Origin of the sequence: Nocardiopsis sp. LDBS0036 (assembly GCF_041228755.1) — a bacterium.
GTDB classification, from domain to species: domain Bacteria; phylum Actinomycetota; class Actinomycetes; order Streptosporangiales; family Streptosporangiaceae; genus Nocardiopsis; species Nocardiopsis dassonvillei.
In genome coordinates this window covers 6,028,677-6,049,763 of record NZ_CP141103.1, presented here as the reverse complement: position 1 = coordinate 6,049,763, position 21,087 = coordinate 6,028,677, and the positions used below count along the sequence as shown (strand labels likewise).

The 21,087-nt window shown below is 72.5% G+C and carries 18 protein-coding genes and 1 tRNA gene; 8 read left to right on the top strand and 11 right to left on the bottom strand.

Annotation, left to right across the window (positions count from 1 at the left end):
• The first annotated feature begins 32 nt into the window (after nt 1-32).
• Both UIS43_RS25725 and UIS43_RS25720 read left to right on the top strand, forming a co-directional pair.
• Nucleotides 33-2,138 (top strand): ABC transporter permease, encoded by a 2,106-nt coding sequence (locus UIS43_RS25725; protein WP_232051637.1) that lies wholly within the window; start codon nt 33-35, stop codon nt 2,136-2,138.
• Nucleotides 2,138-3,361, top strand: a complete 1,224-nt coding sequence (locus tag UIS43_RS25720; RefSeq protein ID WP_013151842.1) for a beta-ketoacyl synthase — start codon at nt 2,138-2,140, stop codon at nt 3,359-3,361. Before UIS43_RS25725 ends, UIS43_RS25720 begins: the two co-directional genes overlap by 1 nt.
• Before the next feature lie 466 nt (nt 3,362-3,827).
• Here the strand turns inward: UIS43_RS25720 and UIS43_RS25715 are convergent, their stop codons facing one another.
• The 5 genes from UIS43_RS25715 to UIS43_RS25695 form a co-directional block, all read right to left on the bottom strand.
• Complete coding sequence (locus UIS43_RS25715) at nt 3,828-4,619, bottom strand: PhzF family phenazine biosynthesis protein (protein WP_013151841.1); 792 nt, start codon at nt 4,617-4,619, stop codon at nt 3,828-3,830.
• An 80-nt stretch (nt 4,620-4,699) separates the two neighbouring features.
• A complete protein-coding gene (locus tag UIS43_RS25710; protein WP_013151840.1) occupies nt 4,700-5,137 on the bottom strand; it encodes an Lrp/AsnC family transcriptional regulator in 438 nt (145 codons plus the stop codon).
• A 498-nt stretch (nt 5,138-5,635) separates the two neighbouring features.
• A complete protein-coding gene (locus UIS43_RS25705) occupies nt 5,636-6,520 on the bottom strand; it encodes a hypothetical protein (protein ID WP_013151839.1) in 885 nt (294 codons plus the stop codon).
• A gap of 728 nt (nt 6,521-7,248) precedes the next feature.
• Nucleotides 7,249-8,487 (bottom strand): kynureninase, encoded by a 1,239-nt coding sequence (gene kynU / locus UIS43_RS25700; protein WP_370011954.1) that lies wholly within the window; start codon nt 8,485-8,487, stop codon nt 7,249-7,251.
• Nucleotides 8,488-8,525: 38 nt separating this feature from the next.
• Nucleotides 8,526-9,413, bottom strand: coding sequence for a tryptophan 2,3-dioxygenase (locus UIS43_RS25695; protein WP_013151837.1), 888 nt, complete (start codon nt 9,411-9,413; stop codon nt 8,526-8,528).
• A gap of 208 nt (nt 9,414-9,621) precedes the next feature.
• Here UIS43_RS25695 and UIS43_RS25690 point away from each other — a divergent pair, with 208 nt between their 5' ends.
• Nucleotides 9,622-10,095: an Lrp/AsnC family transcriptional regulator gene (locus UIS43_RS25690; RefSeq protein WP_013151836.1), complete on the top strand. Its 474-nt coding sequence runs from the start codon at nt 9,622-9,624 to the stop codon at nt 10,093-10,095.
• A gap of 205 nt (nt 10,096-10,300) precedes the next feature.
• The gene (locus UIS43_RS25685; RefSeq protein ID WP_013151835.1) at nt 10,301-10,582 is read left to right on the top strand and encodes a DUF4031 domain-containing protein; all 282 of its coding nucleotides are present in this window, start codon (nt 10,301-10,303) and stop codon (nt 10,580-10,582) included.
• 10 nt (nt 10,583-10,592) lie between these two features.
• Here UIS43_RS25685 and UIS43_RS25680 read toward each other — a convergent pair whose 3' ends face one another.
• From UIS43_RS25680 to UIS43_RS25670, 3 genes are read right to left on the bottom strand one after another with little or no spacing between them, the layout of a single operon-like run.
• Nucleotides 10,593-11,249 carry a metal-dependent phosphohydrolase gene (locus tag UIS43_RS25680; protein ID WP_370011953.1) on the bottom strand — a complete coding sequence of 219 codons (657 nt, stop codon included), beginning with the start codon at nt 11,247-11,249 and terminating at the stop codon, nt 10,593-10,595.
• A 44-nt stretch (nt 11,250-11,293) separates the two neighbouring features.
• Entirely contained in the window at nt 11,294-11,956 is a 663-nt protein-coding gene (locus tag UIS43_RS25675) for a response regulator transcription factor (RefSeq protein WP_013151833.1), read from the bottom strand.
• Between the two features lie 40 nt (nt 11,957-11,996).
• Nucleotides 11,997-13,607 carry a histidine kinase gene (locus UIS43_RS25670; RefSeq protein ID WP_358168810.1) on the bottom strand — a complete coding sequence of 537 codons (1,611 nt, stop codon included), beginning with the start codon at nt 13,605-13,607 and terminating at the stop codon, nt 11,997-11,999.
• 315 nt (nt 13,608-13,922) lie between these two features.
• Here UIS43_RS25670 and UIS43_RS25665 point away from each other — a divergent pair, with 315 nt between their 5' ends.
• Complete coding sequence (locus UIS43_RS25665; RefSeq protein WP_013151831.1) at nt 13,923-15,185, top strand: MFS transporter; 1,263 nt, start codon at nt 13,923-13,925, stop codon at nt 15,183-15,185.
• 99 nt (nt 15,186-15,284) lie between these two features.
• Nucleotides 15,285-15,752 carry a VOC family protein gene (locus UIS43_RS25660; protein WP_019606964.1) on the top strand — a complete coding sequence of 156 codons (468 nt, stop codon included), beginning with the start codon at nt 15,285-15,287 and terminating at the stop codon, nt 15,750-15,752.
• Nucleotides 15,753-15,859: 107 nt separating this feature from the next.
• On the opposite strand, the gene UIS43_RS25655 is transcribed toward UIS43_RS25660, so the two are convergent.
• Nucleotides 15,860-16,630 (bottom strand): DeoR/GlpR family DNA-binding transcription regulator, encoded by a 771-nt coding sequence (locus UIS43_RS25655; RefSeq protein WP_013151829.1) that lies wholly within the window; start codon nt 16,628-16,630, stop codon nt 15,860-15,862.
• A gap of 245 nt (nt 16,631-16,875) precedes the next feature.
• Here UIS43_RS25655 and UIS43_RS25650 point away from each other — a divergent pair, with 245 nt between their 5' ends.
• Both UIS43_RS25650 and UIS43_RS25645 read left to right on the top strand, forming a co-directional pair.
• The gene (locus tag UIS43_RS25650; RefSeq protein WP_370011951.1) at nt 16,876-17,595 is read left to right on the top strand and encodes a glycerophosphodiester phosphodiesterase; all 720 of its coding nucleotides are present in this window, start codon (nt 16,876-16,878) and stop codon (nt 17,593-17,595) included.
• An 83-nt stretch (nt 17,596-17,678) separates the two neighbouring features.
• Nucleotides 17,679-18,299 carry a TetR/AcrR family transcriptional regulator gene (locus UIS43_RS25645; RefSeq protein WP_013151827.1) on the top strand — a complete coding sequence of 207 codons (621 nt, stop codon included), beginning with the start codon at nt 17,679-17,681 and terminating at the stop codon, nt 18,297-18,299.
• Nucleotides 18,300-18,339: 40 nt separating this feature from the next.
• On the opposite strand, the gene UIS43_RS25640 is transcribed toward UIS43_RS25645, so the two are convergent.
• Together UIS43_RS25640 and UIS43_RS25635 are read right to left on the bottom strand one after the other, a co-directional pair.
• Nucleotides 18,340-20,280 carry a GDSL-type esterase/lipase family protein gene (locus UIS43_RS25640; RefSeq protein ID WP_370011949.1) on the bottom strand — a complete coding sequence of 647 codons (1,941 nt, stop codon included), beginning with the start codon at nt 20,278-20,280 and terminating at the stop codon, nt 18,340-18,342.
• 656 nt (nt 20,281-20,936) lie between these two features.
• Nucleotides 20,937-21,010, bottom strand: a tRNA-Ile gene (locus UIS43_RS25635).
• Nucleotides 21,011-21,087 lie beyond the last annotated feature (77 nt).

The following is a 21,087-nucleotide window of genomic DNA, read 5'->3' as shown; positions in this document are numbered from 1 at the left end:
GCCCCGCCCTCCGCGACACGCTGCGCAAGCGTGTGCGTCGACGAGCGAAACGCAACTGGCCCGAACTCGTGACGCTCTTCCTCATCACGGTCATCGGGTTCACCCTGAGCAACTCCTTCTTCGTGGCGTCCACGAGCGTGCTCGGCGACCTCGAACGCTTCGCCCAGGAGAACAACCAGGAGGAGGGGTACTTCCTCGCCGACGACGGGGAGGGGGAGCAGGTACGGGGCGAGGTGGCCGACGGAGTGGAGTCGGTGCTCAGCGCCGACGTGCCGGGACCGGACGACTCCACGCTGCGGCTGTTCCCTCCCCGGGAGTCGATCAACCTGCACGCGGTGGTCGCCGGACGGGACCTGGAGGCCGACGACGACGTGCTGCTCGACGAGCAGTACGCCAACGCCCACGGGCTGGAGGTCGGCGACCGCGTCACCGTCGGGTCCCTCGACCTCGAAGTGGTCGGCTTCGCGACCGCACCCGACTACATGACCACCAAGAGCAGCGAACTGGTCCTCCAGCCGAACGCGGACGATTTCGGCATGGCGTTCGTCACCGGCGACACCTTCGACGCGGAGTTCCTCGACGAGGCGACCCGGCAGTTCTCCTTCGACGAGCGCACCGACGTCGCGTCCGTCATCGACGAGTACGCTCCCTCGCTCATACGCGACTCGGACAACAACTCCCGGATCCAGCAGGTCATCGGGGACTCCGCCGCCCCGCGCGACCTGGCCGCGCTCATCTTCGTCATCTTCACGGCCATCATCGTCGCCCTGGTGTCCGTGTACCACTTCGAGACGCGCAGGAGGGAACAGCGCGACATCGCCACCTTCGAGCGGCTCGGGCTCGCCTCCCGCCTGCGCGGGCACTACCGGGTCGAGACGGTGCTCACACTCGTCGCGGCCTGGGCCGTGTGCACGGCCCTGACGGCGGTAGCGGCGACACCGATCATGTCGATCAACGGCAGGCTCTACAACTATCCGCCGCTCTCGGTCGACGTCCCGGTGCTGGTCGCCGTCTCCCTGGTCACCCTCGCCGTGCTGCTCCTCGTGGACTACGCCTGCTACCGGATGGTCCACCGAAGGCCCCGCCAGCGCCGCAGGGTACGCCGGGAGCCCCGTGTGTCCACCTCGGGGCTGCGGTTCATCCCCGACTTCGGGCTGCGGCTACGGCTGGTCAAGGCCCTGCGCAACCCCCGGGAGCCGCTGTCCCTGGTCGCGCTCGTACTGATCGTCAGCCTCTTCGTGAACTTCTCGTTCATGCTGAAGATCTCGGTGGACGAGTACGTGGCGATGCTCGAAACGGACACCGACTACGAGTACATGTACGTGCTGTCGGACGCCGTGGCCGAAGCGGGCCTGGAAAGGGACGAGGACGAGCCCGCCCGGCTCACCACCCTGTACGACGACGAGCACGTCGCGCAGATGGTGTTCTCCGTACCGTCGGACTCGCGCTTCTTCGGTGAGGTGGACGGACCCACCGTCACCGAGGCGTTCGCCGACAAGTACGGGGTGGGCGAGGGCAGCGAGCTCCGGTTCACCGACATCGAGGGCGAGGCCGAGTACACGCTGGAGGTCGGCGCCGTCACCGACAACGCGACCTCCGCGCTGGTGTACGTACCCGAGGACCAGCGGATCGAGGACTCCGGAACGCGGGCCCCGTCCGTCCCGGTCGTGTTCACCGGGTCGCGCCATCCCGACCTGCACGACGCGGTCCCCTCGGTCTCGCGGGAGAGCATCGCCTCCTCCGGGGAGAGCATCGTCGAGATCATCAACATCCAGGTGTCGCTGCTCATCGGTATCGCGGTGGCCCTCCTGGCCATCATGCTCCTGTCCATCTACCGCTTCACCTTCGCCACCCAGGGCGAGTTCGTCAGGATCATGCGGATGAACGGCTACTCGCCCGGCGTCCTCAACCGGGCGGTGTTCGGCTACACGGTCCCCCTGGTCGTGTCGCTCGTCGCTCTGACCGCGTTCACCGCCTCGGCCGTGGTCCGGGCGTTCTTCGACCGGATCATGTCCACCTTCGTCACCTTCGTCCCCGCGAGCACGTCCTATCTGCCGTTCGCCCTGACCTGCTCGACCGTGCTCGTGCTCTTCGCGGTCGTCCTCATCAGGTCGCGATCCCGCCTGAGAAGGAGTTGATGGTGTCCGAAACGAAACGACGCGTCGTGGTGACCGGTACCGGCGTGGTGAGCCCGATCGGCGCTGACACGGAGGAGTTCTGGGGATCGCTGCTCAACGGCAGGACGAACTTCACCGAACCGGACATCGAGGGTGTGACCCTCGTCGCCCGGGTGCCCGACGGTTGGGAGGAGGGGTTCCCCACCCGCGTCCGCCGCCACACCGACCGGGTCACCCGCCTGGCGCTGCGCGCCTCGAAGGAGGCCCTGACCGGCGCGGGCCTGCTCGATCTGCCCGAGGTGCTCCACGGGGCGGGCCTGTTCATGGGCAGCTCGATCGGCGGCGTGCAGACCCTCGCCTCCGAGTTCGGTGACGGGGCCCTCCACGGGGTACGGGAGATCTCCCCCCTGATCGTGCCCAAGGGGCTCATGAACATGATCGCGGCGAACATCTCCATCGAGTTCGGACTGCGGGGCGAGGCGCTCAGCTACGCCTCCGCGTGCGCCTCGGGCAGCGTGGCGATCGGCGAGGCGTTCCGGAGGGTGCGCGCGGGCGACCTGGAAGTGGCCGTCGCCGGAGGCGCCGAGGCCTGTGTCATCGACCAGGTCCTCGAACCGTTCAGGAAGCTGGGCGCCATGACCTCCTCGTCCGATCCCGACAGCGCGTCGGTGCCCTTCTCCGGCAACCGCTCGGGGTTCGTGATGGCGGAGGGCGCGGGGGTCCTCGTCCTGGAGTCGTGGGAGCACGCGCGGCGGCGGGGCGCGCCCGTCCTCGGCGAGGTGGTGGGCTACCACGGCACCTCGGACGCGGGCTCGCTGCTCGCCCCCGACCTGGACGGGGTCACCCGTGCGATGGCGGGGCTGTTCTCGCCGAGGTCCGACCACGGGGTGTCCGAGGTCGGATACGTCAACGCGCACGGCACGTCGACGCAGCTCAACGACCGGACGGAGGCGTCGGCGATCGCGTCCCTGTTCCCGCACCGGCCGCTGGTGTCGTCGACCAAGTCGTACTACGGCCATCCGCTCGGAGCGGCGGGCGCGCTGGAGGCGATCGTGTGCCTGCTCAGCCTCGCCAGGGGCGTGGCCGTCCCCACCCTGAACGTGAGCAAGGACGACGTGGATCCCGACATCGACCTCAACCTGCTCCTGGGGGATCCGCAGCCGATGCCCGAGGGACTGGCCCTGTCGAACTCCTTCGCCTTCGGCGGGCAGAACTCCTCGCTCCTGCTGTCCCGGGCGGGGTGAGGAAGCGGTCCCGCCGGGGCGGGGGGACCCGTCCCCGGGGGGTGTTCCGCGGATCCGCTGTGGGGCCCGTGGACGAGCGCACCAGGTGCTCCGACGCCGCACGCCCGGGCGAGGACCTGGGGGTTCAGCGCGCCCTGAACCCCGCGGTCCCGCCCGCCCGGGCGGCACCCCGGCGCGGGCGCCCGGTCCGGGAGTGGACGCGGGGAGCGCCGGTGGGACGGCTCCGTCGGCGACGGTGGCCGTCCGCCGGAGAGGACCGGCCCCGCTGGGGCGGCGGGGCCGGTCTTCCGGGGGGTGCGCCGCGCCCCCCCGATACCAAGGGGGTGTGCCGGAGGGGCCGCGGCGGGCACCTCCCCGGGAGGGGTGGGGAGGTGCCTCGGACCAGTTCTACCGGAACTCGGGCCTCCGTGAGGGGGAAACCCGGATTCCTCCGTCCCCGCGCCCGCATCGGGCCCCCGGCCGGAACCTAGAGGAGCAGCGTGCCGGTGGCCACGGTGACCGCCTCGCCGCCGATCAGTACGCGCCCGTTGCGCTCCTCCACCAGCAGGTCGCCCCCGCGCGCGGAGGCCTGGTGGGCGCTCAGCTCACTGCGGCCCAGGCGGTCGGCCCAGAACGGGGTGAGCACGGTGTGCGCCCTGCCGGTGACCGGGTCCTCGGGCACGCCGACGTTGGGGCCGAAGACGCGGGAGACGAAGTCGGGGCCCTCGTCGGCCCGGGCGGTGACGATGACCAGGTGGTACGGCATCCGCCCCAGCGCGGCGATGTCGGGCGACAGCCCGCGCACGGCGTCCTCGTCGGCGAGCTCGACCATCAGGTCCTGGCCGCCGAGGCCCAGGCCGGTCCACAGGGGGCGCGAGCCCAGGGCCTCGGCCAGTCCCTCGGGCTCCTCGACGCGCTTGGGCCACGCGGCGGGGAAGTCCATCCACATCCGCCCGTCCCGCTCGGTGACGGTGAGGACACCGCTGCGGGTGGTGAAGCGGTAGGGGCCGGGGACCCCGAGTTCGGACAGGGTGTGCGCGGTGGCCAGGGTGGCGTGCCCGCACAGGTCGACCTCGACGGTGGGTGTGAACCAGCGCAGCTCGTAGTCGGCGCCGGACTCGTGCACGGGCCGGGCGAAGGCGGTCTCGGACAGGTTGAACTCGGCGGCCACACCCTGGGCCCAGTCGTCGGAGTAGGCCTCGTCCAGGACAAGGACGGCGGCGGGGTTCCCGGCCAGGGGCCGGTCGGTGAAGGCGTCGACCACGCGGTACTCAGGCATGGGCCCAGACTAGGAGCCTCCCCGCGCCGCCCCAAGGGCCACTTCCCGGGACGGTGGCCCCTTCCCCGCCCCGCCCCCGTCTAGAGCGGGGGCTCGTCGAGGATGAACATGGTCTGCGTGCTCTTGACCTCGGGGATGCGCTGGAGGCGTTCGAGCACGAAGGTGCGCAGGGCCGCGGCGTCGGCGACGCGGACCAGCAGGAGCAGGTCCACGTCCCCGGAGACGAGTGCGGCGTGGTCGACCTCGGGGATGTCGCGCAGGTAGCCGCGGAAGCGCTCCCAGGAGTGCTGCTCGATGCGCACGGACACGTAGGCCGACAGGGCGGTGCCGTACTTCTCGGGGTCGATGACGGCGGTGAAGCCGCGGATGACGCCCTCCGAGCGCAGGCGTTCGAGGCGCGAGTAGGCATTGGCGCGGGAGATGTGCGCCTGCTCGGCGACCGCGCGGATGGACATGCGCCCGTCGCCGCGGAGCAGGGAGATGATGCGACGGTCGGTGTCGTCCAGCTGCACGGCCATACTTACCTCATACCGCTCACACGATCATCGACGGAGAACATCCGGGCCGCCGCACCGCACTACTGGGCAGTTCGTCCAGTATCCGGATGGACTTCTCGACAATATGGGGTGATTCACCTCATATTCAAGACATGAAGCGCACCGATGAGCGATCCGCCCCGGCTCCTCCACTCCCCCCGACGGAGCCGGGGCGCCCCGTGGACCGGCGTCCGGCCGCGGCCCGCGGGCCGCGGGAGGCATGAACGGCGAACCCGCCGGTGCGGACCTCCGTGCCGCGGACGCGGGAGGGCTCCGGACCCGCGGGCGGCAACGGCGCCGCCGGGACGGCGGACACGGACTCCGGACCGGGGCCACGGCACGGGACGGAGCGCGCGGACCCCGCGCACCGGGCGGGCCCGCGCGGCGCCGCGGACGCGAACGGGGGCCGCGGCCGGTCGGCCGCGGCCCCCGCGATGCGCCGGAACACGTGTCCCGGCCGACGGGCCGTCCCGGTGCGGGTCAGCGCCCGCCGCGCAGCCTGTCGATCACGGAGTTCAGCCGCGTGCCCAGGCTGTGGCGGCCGTTGCTCGCGTCCGTCAGGCTTCCGCCGTCGTCCTCGGCTCCGGCGTGGGCGCCGGCCGGACGGCGGGTCCAGGCGAAGAACACGGCGAGCAGCACGGCCGGGATCAGGGCCAGGGCCAGCAGCCCGGTGCCGCTGATGACGCCGTCGGAGCCCATGAGCTGGAAGCCGGAGAGGTCGTTGGCCGCGGTCTCGGCGGTCACGCCGCCGTCACCGTCCTCGCCCCCGTCCCCGGCGGCGCCCTCCTCGGGCTGCTCCTCCTTGGCGCTCTGCTCGGGCTCGCCCTCGGCCTTCTTCGGGGCGGGCTCCTCGCTCTCCTCGGCCTTCTGCGCGCTCTCCTCGGCGGGCTCCTCTGCCTCCTCCTCGGGAAGAGCGTCCTCGGGGATCGGGGAGACCGCGTCCTCGCACTTGTTGCCGGGCTGCTGGAAGGGGTGCGGTGCGCCCTCGGTGCCCGCGCCGTCGCCCCACTTGGTGATGTAGTACTCCACCTCGAGGTGGCCGTTGCCGCCGCTGACGGTGTAGTCGCTGTCGTTCCAGGTCTCGCCCGTGATCTCGGCGAAGGTCTTGCCGTCCATGTCGAGGAGGACGTCACAACCCTCGGAGGGGGCGCCCGGGCCCCGGTCGCCGATGAAGAACTCGGCTTTCTTGCCCTCGTGTACGACATAGCCCTCGGTGCCGAGCGGCCAGCTGGGGCTGGAGAAAAGCCCCTTCTGCATGGGTTCCCCGCTCGCGGGGGCTCCTGTGTCCCCGTTGATGCCGGAACCGTCGTCCCAGAAGTAGGTCGCGGTAACTTCGCCGTGCTGAATGGGAGTGTCGTTGCTCATAAGTAGGAAGCCAGGTTGACGACAGGGCCGAGAAGACCGCGGGCATGACTCGCCCGGCATGCGGGCACGCTCGGTGCGCCCCCGCGAGGGCGTGGTCAAGGCAGGGTTCTCCCGCGTCGCTGGCGGCGAGTGGCGGGCGGGAACGGGATGTACCGATGGGATTCGGCTTCTCCGCTGGCGCAGACGCGTGGATTCGCGCGGCCCTGTTCCCGGGGAAAGAGGTCTCGACTCCCTTGCGGCTCTCGGCCGGTCAAGGGCTCGGCATCGGTTCGTCAAACAGCAATAACGAACCGATCACGAGGACACTAACCCACGTTTAGGCAAAGCACGCAATCCGCAGAGGTAAAATAACTTTGCGTGTCTCTCGCAATACGTTACGAAACGGGGTGCGCAAGGGACCGAAAACGCGAAAAGCCCTGGCGGCAGGGGATTTACGGACCGTCCCGGAGCAGCGGACGGGCCTTTCCGTGGCCCTCGTCATAGTTTCGGTTCCACCCGCCCGCGGGCGCTCGCGGGCGGCACGGGCACGGGGCCGTACGGGGAGCCGCGGCGGACGCCGGACGCCAACGAACGTGGTCAAGTCCACGCAAACCACACATTCGGGAACGGTCAGCGCTGCTCCGGTCGGCTCCAGGCACGGGCGAAGGAGCCCCGGAAGGTCGCCCGGCCTACGGGCCCGGCCGCCGCGACGGGGCGGAGGTCCGGCCCCGGGACCGGACCTCCGGGCCTCAGGTCACCTGGCCTCGGCGGGAGAAGCGCTCCTGGCGCCACTCCCCCGTCTCCACGACCTCCAGCAGGGCCTGCGCGGCGTCCCACACGTCCACGTAGCGCAGGTAGAGCGGGGTGAACCCGAACCGCATGACGTCGGGGGCGCGGAAGTCCCCGATCACACCGCGCGCGATGAGCGCCTGCACGATCGGGTACCCGGAGCCCTCCTCCGGCTGTACCAGGGCCACCTGGCTGCCGCGCCGCGCGTGCTCGGCCGGGGTGATCGAGGAGATCCCCGCCCGGGCCGCGCGCTCCAGGAACAGGTCGGTCATGGCCAGGCTCTTGGCGCGCACCAGGCCCATGTCCGCCCGCGCCCACACGTCCAGGCTCGCCTCCAGGGCGGCGTCGGCCACCAGCGGCTGCGAACCGCTCAGGAAGCGCGACACCCCCTCGGCCGGCTCGTAGCCCGCGGTGAAGTCGAAGGGGCGTGCGTGCCCGTGCCAGCCGCTCAGGGGCTGGTCGGCCACGGCGTGGTGGCGGCGGGCGGCGTACAGGAACGCGGGGGCGCCCGGACCCGCGTTGAGGTACTTGTAGGTGCACCCCACCGCGAAGTCGGCACCACTGCCGGACAGGTCGACGGGGACTGCGCCCGCGCTGTGGCACAGGTCCCAGACCACCAGGGCGCCGTGCTCGTGGGCCAGGCGGGTGATGCCGGGCATGTCGCGCAGGGTGCCGCTGCGGTAGTCCACGTGGCTGAGCAGCAGGACCGCGACGTCGCCCCGCTCCAGGTCCCGGGCCAGCTCGGGGCCGTCAGGGTCCACGCGCCTCTGCGTCGCCCCCGTCAGCGAGGCCGCCCCCTCGGCGACGTACAGGTCGGTGGGGAAGTTGCCCGCCTCGCCCAGCACCACCGAGCGGTCGGACATGCGCAGCGCCGTGACCAGGGTCTTGAACAGGTTGGCCGAGGTCCCGTCGCCGACGACCACCTCGTCGGCCGCCGCGCCGACCAGCGGCGCGATCTTGGCGCCCAGGGTGCGCGGCTTGTCCCACCACCCGGCGTCGTTCCAGCTGCGGATGAGGTCGCGCCCCCACTCGCGTTCGATCATGTCGGCGACCCGGCCGGGGGTGGAGCGCGGCAGCGCGCCCAGCGAGTTGCCGTCCAGGTAGACCACTCCCTCGGGGAGGACGAACTCCTCCCGGAAGGGGGCGAGAGGGTCGGCCGCGTCGAGCGCGGCGCAGTCCGCGCGGGTGGCGGGGGTCATCGGGGTCCTGCTTCCTCGTGGCGGCGGGTGGGAACGGGTCAGACGGTACTGCGGAGGGACCACAGCTCGGGGAAGACGTCCTGCTCGGCGTTGCGCGCCAGCCACCTCAGGCCGTTGGAGCCGCCGCTGCCGGGTCTGCCGCCCAGGGTGCGCTTGACGGCGACCAGGTGGCGCTGGCGCCATCGGGTGACCCGCTCGGCGACGTCGAGCAGCGCCTCGGCCAGCAGGAACAGCTCGTTGCCGGGCACGTCGTGGGCGTAGACGGCCTTCCAGGCCTCCTCCACAGCGGGGCTGGCCTCGTAGGGCAGGGTCCAGTCGCGCTCGACGCGGTCCTCGGGGACGGGCAGGCCGCGGCGGTGCAGCAGCCGCAGCGCCGCGTCGTAGAGCCCGGGCCGCTCCAGCAGGGCGGTGAGGTCGTCGGCGACGCCGTCCATGGCCTTGTGCGGGCGGATCATGGCGGCGGACTTGTTGCCGAGCAGGAACTCCAGCTTGCGGTAGCCGTAGGACTGGAAGCCCGAGGCCTCGCCGAAGGAGTCGCGGAAGCGGTTGAACTCGGTGGGCGTCATGTCGGCGAGCAGGCCCCAGGAGTCGTTGAGCACGTCCTGGGCGTTGCGGGCGCGGCGCAGCCAGGCCAGGGCTTCGGGTACGTCGTCGGCCTCCAGCGCGTCGCGTGCGGCCTCCCAGCGCTCCCGAACCAGGGCGAACAGCAGCTCCATGACCTGGGTGGCGATGATGAACGAGGGCTCGGCGGGCTCGGCCGTGCGCGGCTTCTGCAGGGACAGCAGGGTGTCGATACCGGCGTAGTCGACGTAGGGGGTCGCGCGGTCGAAGGACAGGGTCGGGCTGTCGTCCCCGGCGCTCCGGGCCGCCTCGGCCCCGCCGGGGCCACCGGCGTACGGACACTGCTGGGCGGTCGTGGTGAGCATGCGAAACCCCTTGTCGCGATCGCGTGTACGGCGGCGCGTCCTCGGCGCCGCGGGCGGAGGGGTCCGCCCCCGCGCACGGCCGCCGGGCGCGTGAGGTGACATCATCGGGCACCCGCACCCCGGACAGGAAGGGCCGACAGGCACGCGAAGGGGACATTGGCCTAGCATTCGTAAGTCATTGTGACTCTCGACTTTGGGAACGCAAAGCATGGCCTCACGGTTGGCAACCCCGCTGGACAGCGTTGACCAGCGCATCCTCGCCGAACTCCAACGGGACGGGCGCCTGTCCTTCAACGAACTGTCCCGCCGGGTGAACCTGTCCGCGCCCGCCGTCGCCGACCGCGTACGGCGCCTGACCGACCGCGGGGTGATCACCGGCTACCACGCGCACGTGGACCCGGCCGCGGCCGGACTGCCCGTGACCGCCCTGGTGCGCATGGAGTGCTTCGGCGCGCACTGCCTGCTGCGCGACGAGGCGTCGCTGGAGATGCCGGAGATCCTCCAGGTGCACCGGGTGACCGGCGACGACTGCTGCGTCCTGCTCATCGCGGTCCGCTCCATGGAGCACTTCGAGGAGGTCATCGACAGGCTCGCCGAGCACGGCCGCCCCTCCAGCACCATGGTGATGTCCAGCCCCGTGCCCTGGCGCCCGGTGAGCGCCCCGGTGACCGGGCGGCCCTGACCGGACACCGCCCGAGGGCTCGACCCACGCGGGTTCCAGGCGGCCGGGCCGCGTGGCTTCTGGGCGACCGGGCCTCGATGGTGACGGGCATGATCGTGCCCGTGGACGGGAGTGCTGGGCGCCTGAGGCGGATCGGAGGGAGCGGGGCGGGCGGGGCGGCGACGGGCCGCACCGGTTCCGGCCGGACAGGCCCTACAGTTTCCGGATGAGCGTTCTCATCGACACCCCGGTCTGGCCGGGGCCGCGCGGCTGGCTGTTCGCGCACCTGGTCAGCGACAGCTCCTACGAGGAGCTGCACGCCTTCGCCCGTGCGCTCGGGGTGGACCCGCGGGCGTTCGAACGCGACCACTACGACATCCCCGAGCACCTGCACGCCCGGGCCCTGGAACTGGGTGCCGAGCACGTCAGCGGGCGCGAGCTGGTCACGCGCCTGCGCGCGTCCGGGCTGCGGCGGCCCAAGGCCGCCCGGCTGACCGGCACGGCCTGACAGGGCCGGTTCAGGGCGGGGGCGGCTCCACCGGGGGCGGGGCGTTCAGCCGGTCGAGTTCGGCGAGCGCGTTCACCCGGGCCCGCGCCTCCCAGCGCGACCGCCCGGCCGGGGTGTGGAACAGGTGCGGCGCCTCCAGCAGCGACCGCAGCACCGCGGTCCGGCCCGCGCGGAAGTCCCCGTCGGGAACGTGCCGGTACTCGGCGCGCACCGCCGTGGCGTAGGCCAGGTACTCGTCGGCCGGGGCGGCCAGCACCGACAGGTCGGCGTCGCAGAGCACCGCGCCGTCGGCGTCCCACCTGCTCGGCCGGTGCGTCGCGGTCGCCCCGACCAGGCGCACGACCTCGCGGACCCGCGCGGTCCCCATCCCCGTCAGGGGCAGCAGCCGCTCGGCGAGCCCCGCGCTCTCGCGCTCGTCGCGGCCCGGGACCCCCTCGTAGACGGCGTCGTGGAACCAGACCGCGTAGCGCACCAGGTCGGCGTCGCGCACCCTCTCCTCGCGGAGCAGCAGGTCGACCGCGCGCAGCACGGCCTCCAGGTGGGCGGGCGTGTGGTAGCGGCGGTGCGGCTCGTTCCAGCGGCCCAGGAGTTCGGCGCCGACCGCCACCGCCTCGGGTCCGTCCCCGGCGAGGCCGCGCCAGGCGGCTTCCAGCCACGCGTCGTCCATGCTCCCCAGTCTCCCCCATCGCGGCCGGTCCGCCCGGCACCGGGTCAGGTGGCGGAGGTGTCCACGAGTCCGGCCTCGTGGGCGAGGATGGCCGCCTGGACCCTGTTGCGCATCTCCAGCCGGTTGAGGATGGCGCTGACGTAGCTCTTGACGGTGCCCTCCACGAGGAACAGCCGGTCGGCGATGTCGGCGTTGGACAGGCCCGCCCCCACCAGGGCCAGCACCTCGCGCTCGCGCTGGGTGAGCTCCTCGACCCGGGCGACGGCCGCCGCTTCCCGGGCGGCCCGGGGCCCGCCGAACCGGGCGATGACCTGGCGCGCCACCTGGGGGGACAGGTAGGCGCCTCCGTCGGCGACCGCGTGCACCCCGGCGATCAGCTCGCGCGGGTCGCCCGCCTTGAGCAGGAAGCCGCTGGCGCCGCCGCCGAGCGCCTGGGAGATGTAGCTGTCCTCCCCGAAGGTGGTGAGGATGACCACGGCGGTCCCGGGCGCGACCCTGCGGATCTCCGCCGTGGCGGCGAGGCCGTCCATCCGGGGCATCCGGATGTCCAGCAGCGCCACGTCGGGGCGGTGGGAGAGCACCAGGTCCACGGCCTCGCGGCCGTCGGCGGCCTCGGCCACCACGTCGATCTCCGGGTCGCTGCGCAGGATCGCCCGCACCCCGGCGCGGATCATCGCCTCGTCGTCGGCGAGCAGCACCCTGATCACGTGTGTCCCTCTTCCCTGTGTCCGCAGCGGGTTCGCGTGGTCACCGTAGCGGCGCCTCGCCCTTGGTCAGCAGGCGCCCCTCGGAGAAGCACAGCTGGTAGAAGACCGTCTCCTCGCCGAGGAACACGCCGTTGCTGCGGTAGTAGCTGCATGTGGCGCCCGGGGGGACGGCGTCCTGCGCCAGGACGCTCGCGTCCATGTACACCGAGTTCGGCGGCAGGGCCTCCTCGACCTCGGTCTGGGGGTCGCCGACGGTCAGGTCGGCGAACTCCTCGGGGGTCAGGGTGCTGCTCTCCATGTTCGTGACGCCGATCCAGCCCAGCCCGAGCACGAGCGCCACGGCGGCGGTGACCGGTACCAGGGCCAGGGCCATCGTCCAGCCGCGCACCCGGCGGTGGGCGGCGAGCTGGAGCTGGTCGATCTGGGCCGCCTCCCCGTCCTCGTCGGGCCCCGCCCCGGCGGTGCCGTCCAGCGGCATGATCGCGCAGACCTCCCAGCCGCCGTCGCCGTTCGGCCCGGCGGCGAAGGAGCCCCCGGTCAGGCGGACGCGCTCGCGCAGCCCGATGAGTCCGCGCCTGCCGCCCGGACCGGTGTCGGGGCACGGCTCGGGGGACGCGGAGTTGGTGACCCTGGCCTCCACCCGCTCCCCGCTCGCGGTCAGCCACACGGTCACGTCGGCGCCGGGGGCGTACTTGGCGGCGTTGGTGAGGGATTCCTGGACGACCCGGTGGACCGCGCGGTCCACCATCGGCGGCAGGCCGCCGGTGTCCCCGTCGCGCACCAGCACGACCCGCATGCCGGAGTCGCGGACGCGCTCGACCAGCGCGGGAACGCCCTCGCCCGCGGGGGACATGGGCGCGGGTTCGGTGTCGGCGCGCAGCACGCCGATGATCTCCCGCAGGCTGCGGGTGGCCTCGACCGCGGTGATCCGCAGCTCGGACGCGGAGCGGCGGTGCTCCTGGTCCAGGTCGGGGCTGACCTCCAGGGCCCCGGCGCGCAGGGCGATGAGGCTGAGCTCGTGGCCTAGGGAGTCGTGCATGTCCTGGGCGATGCGGGAGCGCTCGCGGAGCCTGGCCTCGTCGACGGTGAGGCGGTGCTCGCGCTGGAGCTGGCGGGCGTGCTCCCATCCGGCCTCGGCCAGGGCCACGTGCTGGCGCCGGTAGACGCCCACCAGCCAGGGGAGCACGAGGGTGAACACGACGGTGCTCACGGTGGCGGGCCACGCCGCGGGCGCCTCGGGCCACAGCAGCGCTCCGACCGCCGTCCACAGGACGGTCACGGACGTGAAGAGCGCCAGCGCCGACCACACCGTGGGGAGGCGGCGGCCCACCAGGTAGGCGACGCACAGCAGCAGGACGCCGAAGCCGTACACCCAGAACGAGCCGAGCAGCGCCACGGTCAGGGCGAGCAGCGGGTAGAGGCGGCAGAGCACCACGGTCAGCGCGGTCAGCGCCACCGCGGCGGACGCGGTGGTGAGCGCCTCGGCGGCCGACGTCTCACCGGCGCGCCAGCGGATGAGCATCTCCCCCAGGCACAGGACGGCGATCGCGGCCCCGAACAGCACGTCGCGCCAGACGGCGCCCCGGGTGGGCCACCCCCCGAGCGGGGTCAGCGCACGCCGGAGGCCCGCGCGCGGTACGGAGAGGTCCATGCCGGTGAACCTACACACCGGGGGCGGGTCGGCGGCACCGTCGAAAGTCAGGGTGGGGCCACCCCCTCCGACAGGCGCGCCCCCGCTCGGCGCGCCCGGTGGGAGCACCGCGGGGCCCGCCGGGGCCACGGAGGTCCCCGCACGGGTACCGGGGGATCCGCCGGGGCCCCGAAAGCCCCCACCCGGGCGCCGGAAGGCCCCGCCCGCCGACGACGGCCATATCATGGGATGAATTTTGGCCCTTCCGCGACGGCCCGAGCCATACGGCCGTGCCGGGAGCCGGGGTGGGCGACCACGACCGCGGACAGGGGCCGGATGTCACCTTTGGACACGCTGCGACGCATGCACCACATCGCCGGGTGGCCGCTGCTCCTGAGCACCTTCCTCGCCCGCCTGCCCATCTCCATGTCCCTGATCGGCCTGCTCACCCTGGTCACCACCACGACCGGGAGCGTGGCCGCCGCCGGTGCGGTGACCGGCGCCTTCGCGCTCGGGGAGACCGTGGGCGGGCCCGTCATCGCCCGCTTCGCCGACCGGCGCGGGCAGCGCGTACCGGTGCTGGTCACCTCGCTCGTGGACGCCGTGCTCATCACCGTGCTCGTGACCGCCGTCCTGGCGGAGGCCTCCGCCCCGGTCCTGGCCGTGCTCGCCGCCGCGGCGGGTCTGTGCATGCCCCAGATCGGCCCCATGGCGCGTACGCGCTGGGTGGTGCTCATCCGTCGGGGGCCGCACCGGGGCGAGGAGCGCGAGCGGTCGGTGTCCGCGGCGATGTCGGTCGAGGGCGTGCTGGACGAGGCCGCGTTCGTCCTGGGCCCCGCCCTGGTGGGCCTGCTCACCGTGACGCTCTCCCCGGCGGCGAGCGTGCTGGGCGCGGCCGTGCTCATCGGCGTGTTCGGGACCGTGTTCGCCCTGCACCCCACCGCGCCGCCCGGAACCCCGCCGGTGCGCGGCGCCGGGGGCCGCATCGCCACGCCCGCGCTGCTGGTGCTGGCCGTCCCCATGTTCTGCCAGGGCCTGTTCTTCGGCGGCATGTCCACCGGCGTGACCGCCTTCTCCGCCGCCTCCGGGCACGGGGACCTGTCCGGGCTGATGTACGCGGTGATGGGCACCAGCAGCGCCGTCGCGGGCCTGCTGATGGCCTCCGTCCCCGTGGGCTTCCCGCTCACGGCGCGGGCCCGGATCGCGGCGGGCGCGCTGTTCCTGCTCACCCTGCCGCTGTACGCGGCCCACGGCGCGGCCGCCCTGGCGGTGGCCATCTTCGTCCTGGGCGCCGCCATCGGCCCGCACATCGTGAGCCTGTTCGGGCTGATCGAGAGGGCCGCCCCGGCCAGCCGCCTGTCGCAGTCGATGGCCGTCATCCTGAGCTGCCTGATCCTGGGCCAGGCGCTGGGGTCGTCGGTCGCGGGCGTCCTCGCCGACGCGCACGGCCACCAGGGGGCGTTCGTGCTGGCCACGCTGGGCGGCCTGGTCTCCTTCGCGGTGACCGTCCTGGTGATGCGCGCCCGCTGGTACGTGCGCGGCGAACCGTCCTCTCCGGCGACGGTGACACGTTCCGCTCCGGGCGTCGGAGAGGGGTGACCGGGGAGGTCAGGGAGCGTGTCGGGGTGATTCGGGGAACATCAGGCGTTAAACCCGCGTTAAAGAGGAACCCATCATTCTGACTCCGACCTAGGCTCGATGATCGTGCTCGATCTACTGGCCACCATCGGCCCCCGCCGCAGAGAGGTGCCCGTGCCCCAGCTCAACGGGCTCGCCCGCGTCACCCTGTCGGTCCGCGACCGCGACGAGAGTGTGCGCTTCTACCGCACGGTCCTGGGTTTCCGGGTCCTCGGCAAGAGCGACCACGAGGGCACACGGCGCACCGAGTGCCAGCACCCGGCCTCCGGGCTGCTGCTGGCGCTCATCCAGCATCGCGACAACTTCAAGGGCAGGTTCGACCGCAGGCACTGCGGCCTGGACCGGCTCACCCTGGGCGTGGAGAACCTGGGCGAACTGGAGGCCTGGGAGGAGCGCTTCGCGGAGATGGACGTGGAGCACTCCCCGGTGATGCACGGCGAGGAGGGCTCCACCCTGCTCTTCTACGACCCGGACGGCACCGAACTGGCCCTGTTCGCCCACGCGGAGCTCGACGCCGACGAGGACTGAGCCGCGTGGAGCCGTAGCCGGGGCCTCGGCCGTGCACGCCGCCGACCAGGCGATGAACGGCGGACTCGGGCGGCCCCGAGCCGCCGGGCGCCCGGTGGGCGCCCCCTCTACTCCACCTCGACCAGCTTCAGGCGCACGTCGCGCTCGGCGAGGTCGTCCACGGCCGAGCGCGGGAGCCGGTCGTCGGTGATGATCAGGTCGAACTCCTCCAGGCTGGCCACCCTGAAGGTGCCGAACTTGCCGTACTTGGTGCTGTCGACCGTGAGCACGCTCTTGGAGGCGATCCGCAGCAGCGCCTGCTTGGCGACCACCTTGGCCTCGGAGGGCGTGGTCGAGCCGCGCTCGGCGTCCCAGGAGCTGCTGGCGATGAAGGCCAGGTCGACGTTCACCTGGCGCAGGAAGTCGGCGGTGAAGCGCCCGACCGAGGAGTGGTCGGAGTGCGAGACCACCCCGCCGGTGTGGATCAGCTCGATCCCCGGGTACTCCATCAGGTGGCCCACGACGTTGAAGTCGCTGGTGATGACGGTCAGGCCGACCTTGTCGGTGAGCAGGGGGACCATCTGCAGCGTGGTCGTGCCCGCGTCCAGGTAGATGGTGAAGTTCTCCCGGACCAGGTCGGCCGCCGCGCGCGCTATGGCCCGCTTGGCGGGTACCTCCAGCTGGGCCTTGGCCAGGTAGGAGGGCTCGCTCTTGAGCCGCGCCGCGAGCCGCACCCCCCCGGTGACCGACAGCACCTTGCCGTCGTTCTCCAGCGCCTGGATGTCACGCCGGACCGTCATGTGGGACACGGACAGCATCGACGTGAGCTCGTTGATGCTCAGCACGTGGCGCTCCTGAAGGAGCTTGAGGATGTGCTCTCGTCTCTGGTCCGGAATCATCGTTCGCCTCACACTCCAGGGACGGTCATGGGGCACCGTGCGGTCACGACGCCGTGTAACAAAGTTTCCCAGCTCGCCGCACCCCGTCGGCGTCCCCGACGACGTGAGTCCGCTCGCAATCGCGACGCCACGTAACGGCGGCACCGGGCCGCGCGGGGCGCCGCACGCCCGTCCGCGCCCGCCCCCGGCGGGCGTTTTTCCTGTTTGCACCACGTAAAGCGGAAGTCTTTGCCACCCTTGACCACATGACGTTGTCCATCGCACTGCGCGGAGACACCGCACGCTTCCCGGGAAACACCCTCCCGGCCCTGCGTTCAGCCTCGCGTGCCGGGGCCGACCTGGTCAAGATCGACGTCCACCTCACCTCCGACGGCTATCCCGTCCTGGTGGACGAACGACTCATGGCCCTTCCCGGTTCCCCGCCCCGCCCCGTGGGGGAGCTGACCCTGGCCGAGATCGCCGCCGCCCGCGACGACGTGGAGCACCGCGTGCCCACCCTGATGGAGGTGCTCGCCGAGTACACCGGCGACGCTCCCCCTCCCCTGCTCGTGGACGCCGGCACGCCCGAGGCGGCGCTGGCGGCGGACAGCCTGCTGCGGGCGCGCGGGTTCGGCGACCAGGTGCTCTTCACCGGTTCCACCGAGACCCTCGACGCCCTGCGGGGCTGCAGCTCCGAGGCCCGGCTGATGCTGGCCTGGGACAAGCCGGGGCCGCCGCCCGAGGACGTGGTGCGGACCCTGCGTCCGACCTTCCTCGGCATGCACTACACGCTGCTGACCCGGGACCTGGTCTCGGAGACACACCTGCGCGGCCACCTCGTCACGGCGTGGACGGTGAACGACTTCCCCGAGATGGCGCGCGTGGTGGGCATGGGCGTGGACGCGCTCGCCACCGAGCGGATCGAGGACCTGGTGTCGCTGACCAGCAGCCGTGAGCGGCGGGCACCGGCCGCCGGTCCGGTCTGAGAGCGGGGGTCGCGGAACCGATCCGCCGAAGACCGCACGCCCTCCCCCTCTCCGGGGGCGTACTCCGAGCGATGAGACACCACATGACGGCCGACACATCCCCTCACGCGCTCCGCACCACGGCCCCCGTCCTGGACTGCGCGGCGCACCTGTTCGCCCAGCACGGCTCACAAGGCCTGGCGATGTCCGAACTGACCTCCCGGATCTCGGCCGAGACCGGGACCGCCCCCGCCGCGCTCAGACGCGCCTTCCCCACCCGGTTGGACCTGGCCTACGCCGTGGTGCTGCGCTCCACCCGGGAGCGGGTGCACGGGCAGCTGGCCGCGGACCGGCCGGACCGACCCGCGACAGAACGCATGTCGACGCTGGTCAGGCGGCACGTGGAGACCGGCTGGCGGCACCGCGCGGCGACCGCGCTGGGGCACGAGCTGCTGCCGGTGCTGCGCGCCATCCACCCGGCCCGCCACCGCGAGATCACCTCCCTGACCCGGGCGTACCGCGAGCACGTGCGCGGCATCATCCTGGACGGCGTGACCCGCGGGGACTTCGGGGTGCGCGAGCCGGGGCGGGTCGCCGACGACGTGCTGGAGACCTTCGACTCCCTGCTGCACTGGTACGACCCCGGGGCCGGGCTGAGCCTGGACGACCTCGGCGCCGTCTACGTCGACCTCGTGATCCACCACCACCTGGGGTGCCCGCGCTGACCGGACGGCCTGGGCGGGCCACGCGCTCCCGCGGCCGGCGCTAGCCGCCGACGAGCTGGTAGAGGTCCACGGACTCGGCCAGCGCGCGCAGTCCGGCGTCCCCCGGGTGGAGGTGGTCGCCCGAGTCGTAGGCGGGCAGCATGCGGCTGGGTTCCTGCGGGTCGCGCAGAACCGCGTCGAAGTCCCATACGCCGTCGAAGGGCGACAGGGGATCGTTCGCCCGCGCCCGCAGGTGGTCGTTGACCTGCTGGCGGGCCCGGTCGACCTCCTCGGTGCAGCGCGCCTCGCCCCCGCAGGGGCCGAGCGTGGCCACGAACACCCGCATGCCGTTCTCGCGGGCCAGCCCCGTGATCTCCTCGATCCCGGCGATCACCGACTCGGGCGGGGTGCTCCAGCGCAGGTCGTTGATCCCGGCGAAGACGACCAGGGTGTTCACCCCGCTCTGGGCCAGCACGTCCCGGTGCACCCGGTGGGTCAGCGCCACCCCGGTGGGGTTGGTGGAGACGCCCTCACCCGGGTAGCCGTCCCGGATCACGTGGTTCCCGGCCACGCCGAGGTTGAGCACGCCCGGGTTGGGCAGCCCCGGCCGCTCGGACAGGCGGGCGCTGAGCACGTCGGGCCAGCGGGCGTGGGCGTCGGGGGTGGAGCGGATCCCGTCGGTGATGGAGTCGCCGAAGGCGGCGATCGCGCCCGGCCCCCCGGAGACCTCCACCGCGGTGAGGAAGGGCCACTGCGCGACCCGGCCGGTGAACGGCTCCCCCGTGGTGTCCAGGGTCAGGTCGCCGCTTCCGGGCGCGCTGGTGTAGTTGGTGTCCACCGAGGCGTAGTGCACCGGCGCGGTGGTCACCCGTTCGGGCAGGTGGATGCTGACCAGCACGTCGGTCTGCGGCGGCAGGAGCATCTCGACGGGGTCGCTGAACACCTGTCCCCCAGCCGGGATGACGGTGTCGGAGCGCCCCTCGAAGGTGAGCGGGACCGCGGCGCCGCGGGAGGCCGCGCCGCTTCCGCGCAGCGCGACGGAGGCCGCGCCCACGGTGACGGGGGCGGCCGCGAAGGTGTTGTCCAGGCGGATGCGGACCGTGTGGCCGCCGGTGGTCGTGCGCACCGACAGCCGCAGGGTCTGGTCCCGCCAGGGCCCGACCTCCATGTAGCCGGAGGTGGCGCGCGCCCAGGTGCCCGTCCACTCCGTCTCCGCGGCGCGCCCGCCCACGGAGAACACGTGGATGCGGCCCGCCTCGTCGGCGGTCTCGGGCAGCACCACGTGGGAGATCTCACGGGCGGGGTCGACCGTGACGCCGCGCGCGTACAGGCGCGCCGCGCCGAGGGTGGGACTGGGGCCGGCGTGCCGCGCGGAGTTGGCGTAGGGCAGGGTGAGCGCGGCCTCGCTCGCGGGTCCGGCGGTCCAGTGCGGCACGGACAGGGTGAACTCCTGCTCCCGGCCGTCGGCGTAGACCACGCGGCCGGTTCCGGTGACCTCGGCCTCGATGCCGTCGGTGCGGGTCGCGGTGGCCAGGAAGGTGAGCGACCGGTAGTGCTCGTCCGCGAGCCGCAGGAACTGGCCGTCCGAGACCAGGTGGTCGGGGCGGCCGGGAGCGTAGTCGGGCAGTTCCATGGGCGTGCCGAGCAGGACCACCTCGCGGCCGGGCGTCCACCCGGCGGCGGCCAGCGCCTGGGAGGACAGGCTGTTCCCGGAGCCGTCGAGGTCGACGGTGGCGACGGAGGTGTCCCGGGAGACGCCGATCCGGTCGACGAGACCGCTGAAGGGGACCGCGTTCACCGCGGGGACGGCCTGCTCCCTGGACTCGGAGGGCCCGGTGCCGTCGTCCCGGGAGACGGCGGTGTTGACCACGACCACGAGGAGCACCGCCACGGCCGCCGCGGCCAGGGCGTACAGCAGACGGGGATGGAGGCCCACCCCGTGCCGGTGGGTTCCGCGCAGCCGTGTGCCGTCCGCTCCCAACGCTCGCCTCTCCCCCCGCATGCATCTGTCCACCGACTGTCGGACGCCGCCGGGCGCGCCGTGGTTGTTGAGACGTGGACCACCGCGCCCCTCGGAGCGGCCGCCAGTGTAAACGAGCGGCCACCGCCGGGCGCGGAGGTTCCGGGATGTACTGGACGGCGGGTCGTATGGCCTGCGACCTGCACGGAACGGGAAAACGCGCAGGAGCTTCGGATTCGGGCAGGAGTGCCGCCATATTCGTCCGATGTCAGCCCGGGAAATCGGACGTCCGTTATTCGGATACCGCAGTGAGGACTTCCCCGGAGGGAAGGAACATACCAAAGGCCCTATAAGTAGACAAAACACAAACGAAGAACGGACGCCGCGCCCCTGGGCCCGTGGCGCCGCCGACCCGGCCCGCACCCGCAAGGCGGCGGGTCACGGGGGGCTGTGCGGGGACGGCGGGGCACGTGGCGCGCGTGTCCGGCGCCTTTGGCGGGAACGGACGGCCGCCGCGCCGCGGAACGGCGCCGCCGGCCGGGCGGCAGCCGGGTTCGAGGGCTTCTGAAACTTCAACGTGTATTCCCCGTGGCCGACCGGACGGGGCCGTAGAAGCCCGTAGCCAACCGTAGGGAAAGCGATAGCGCCTCCTGCCTGTATGCACAGGTGGGAGGCGCTTTTTTCGTGTTCGGAGAGGGTAGGCCGGGCAGGACTCGAACCCGCGACCCAGGGATTATGAGTCCCCTGCTCTAACCAACTGAGCTACCGGCCCGCCGTGATCGGCAAACGCCATCCTAACAGGGTGGGTCCGACGTTTCCCCGCCCTAAATCCGTTAACGGACAGGACCT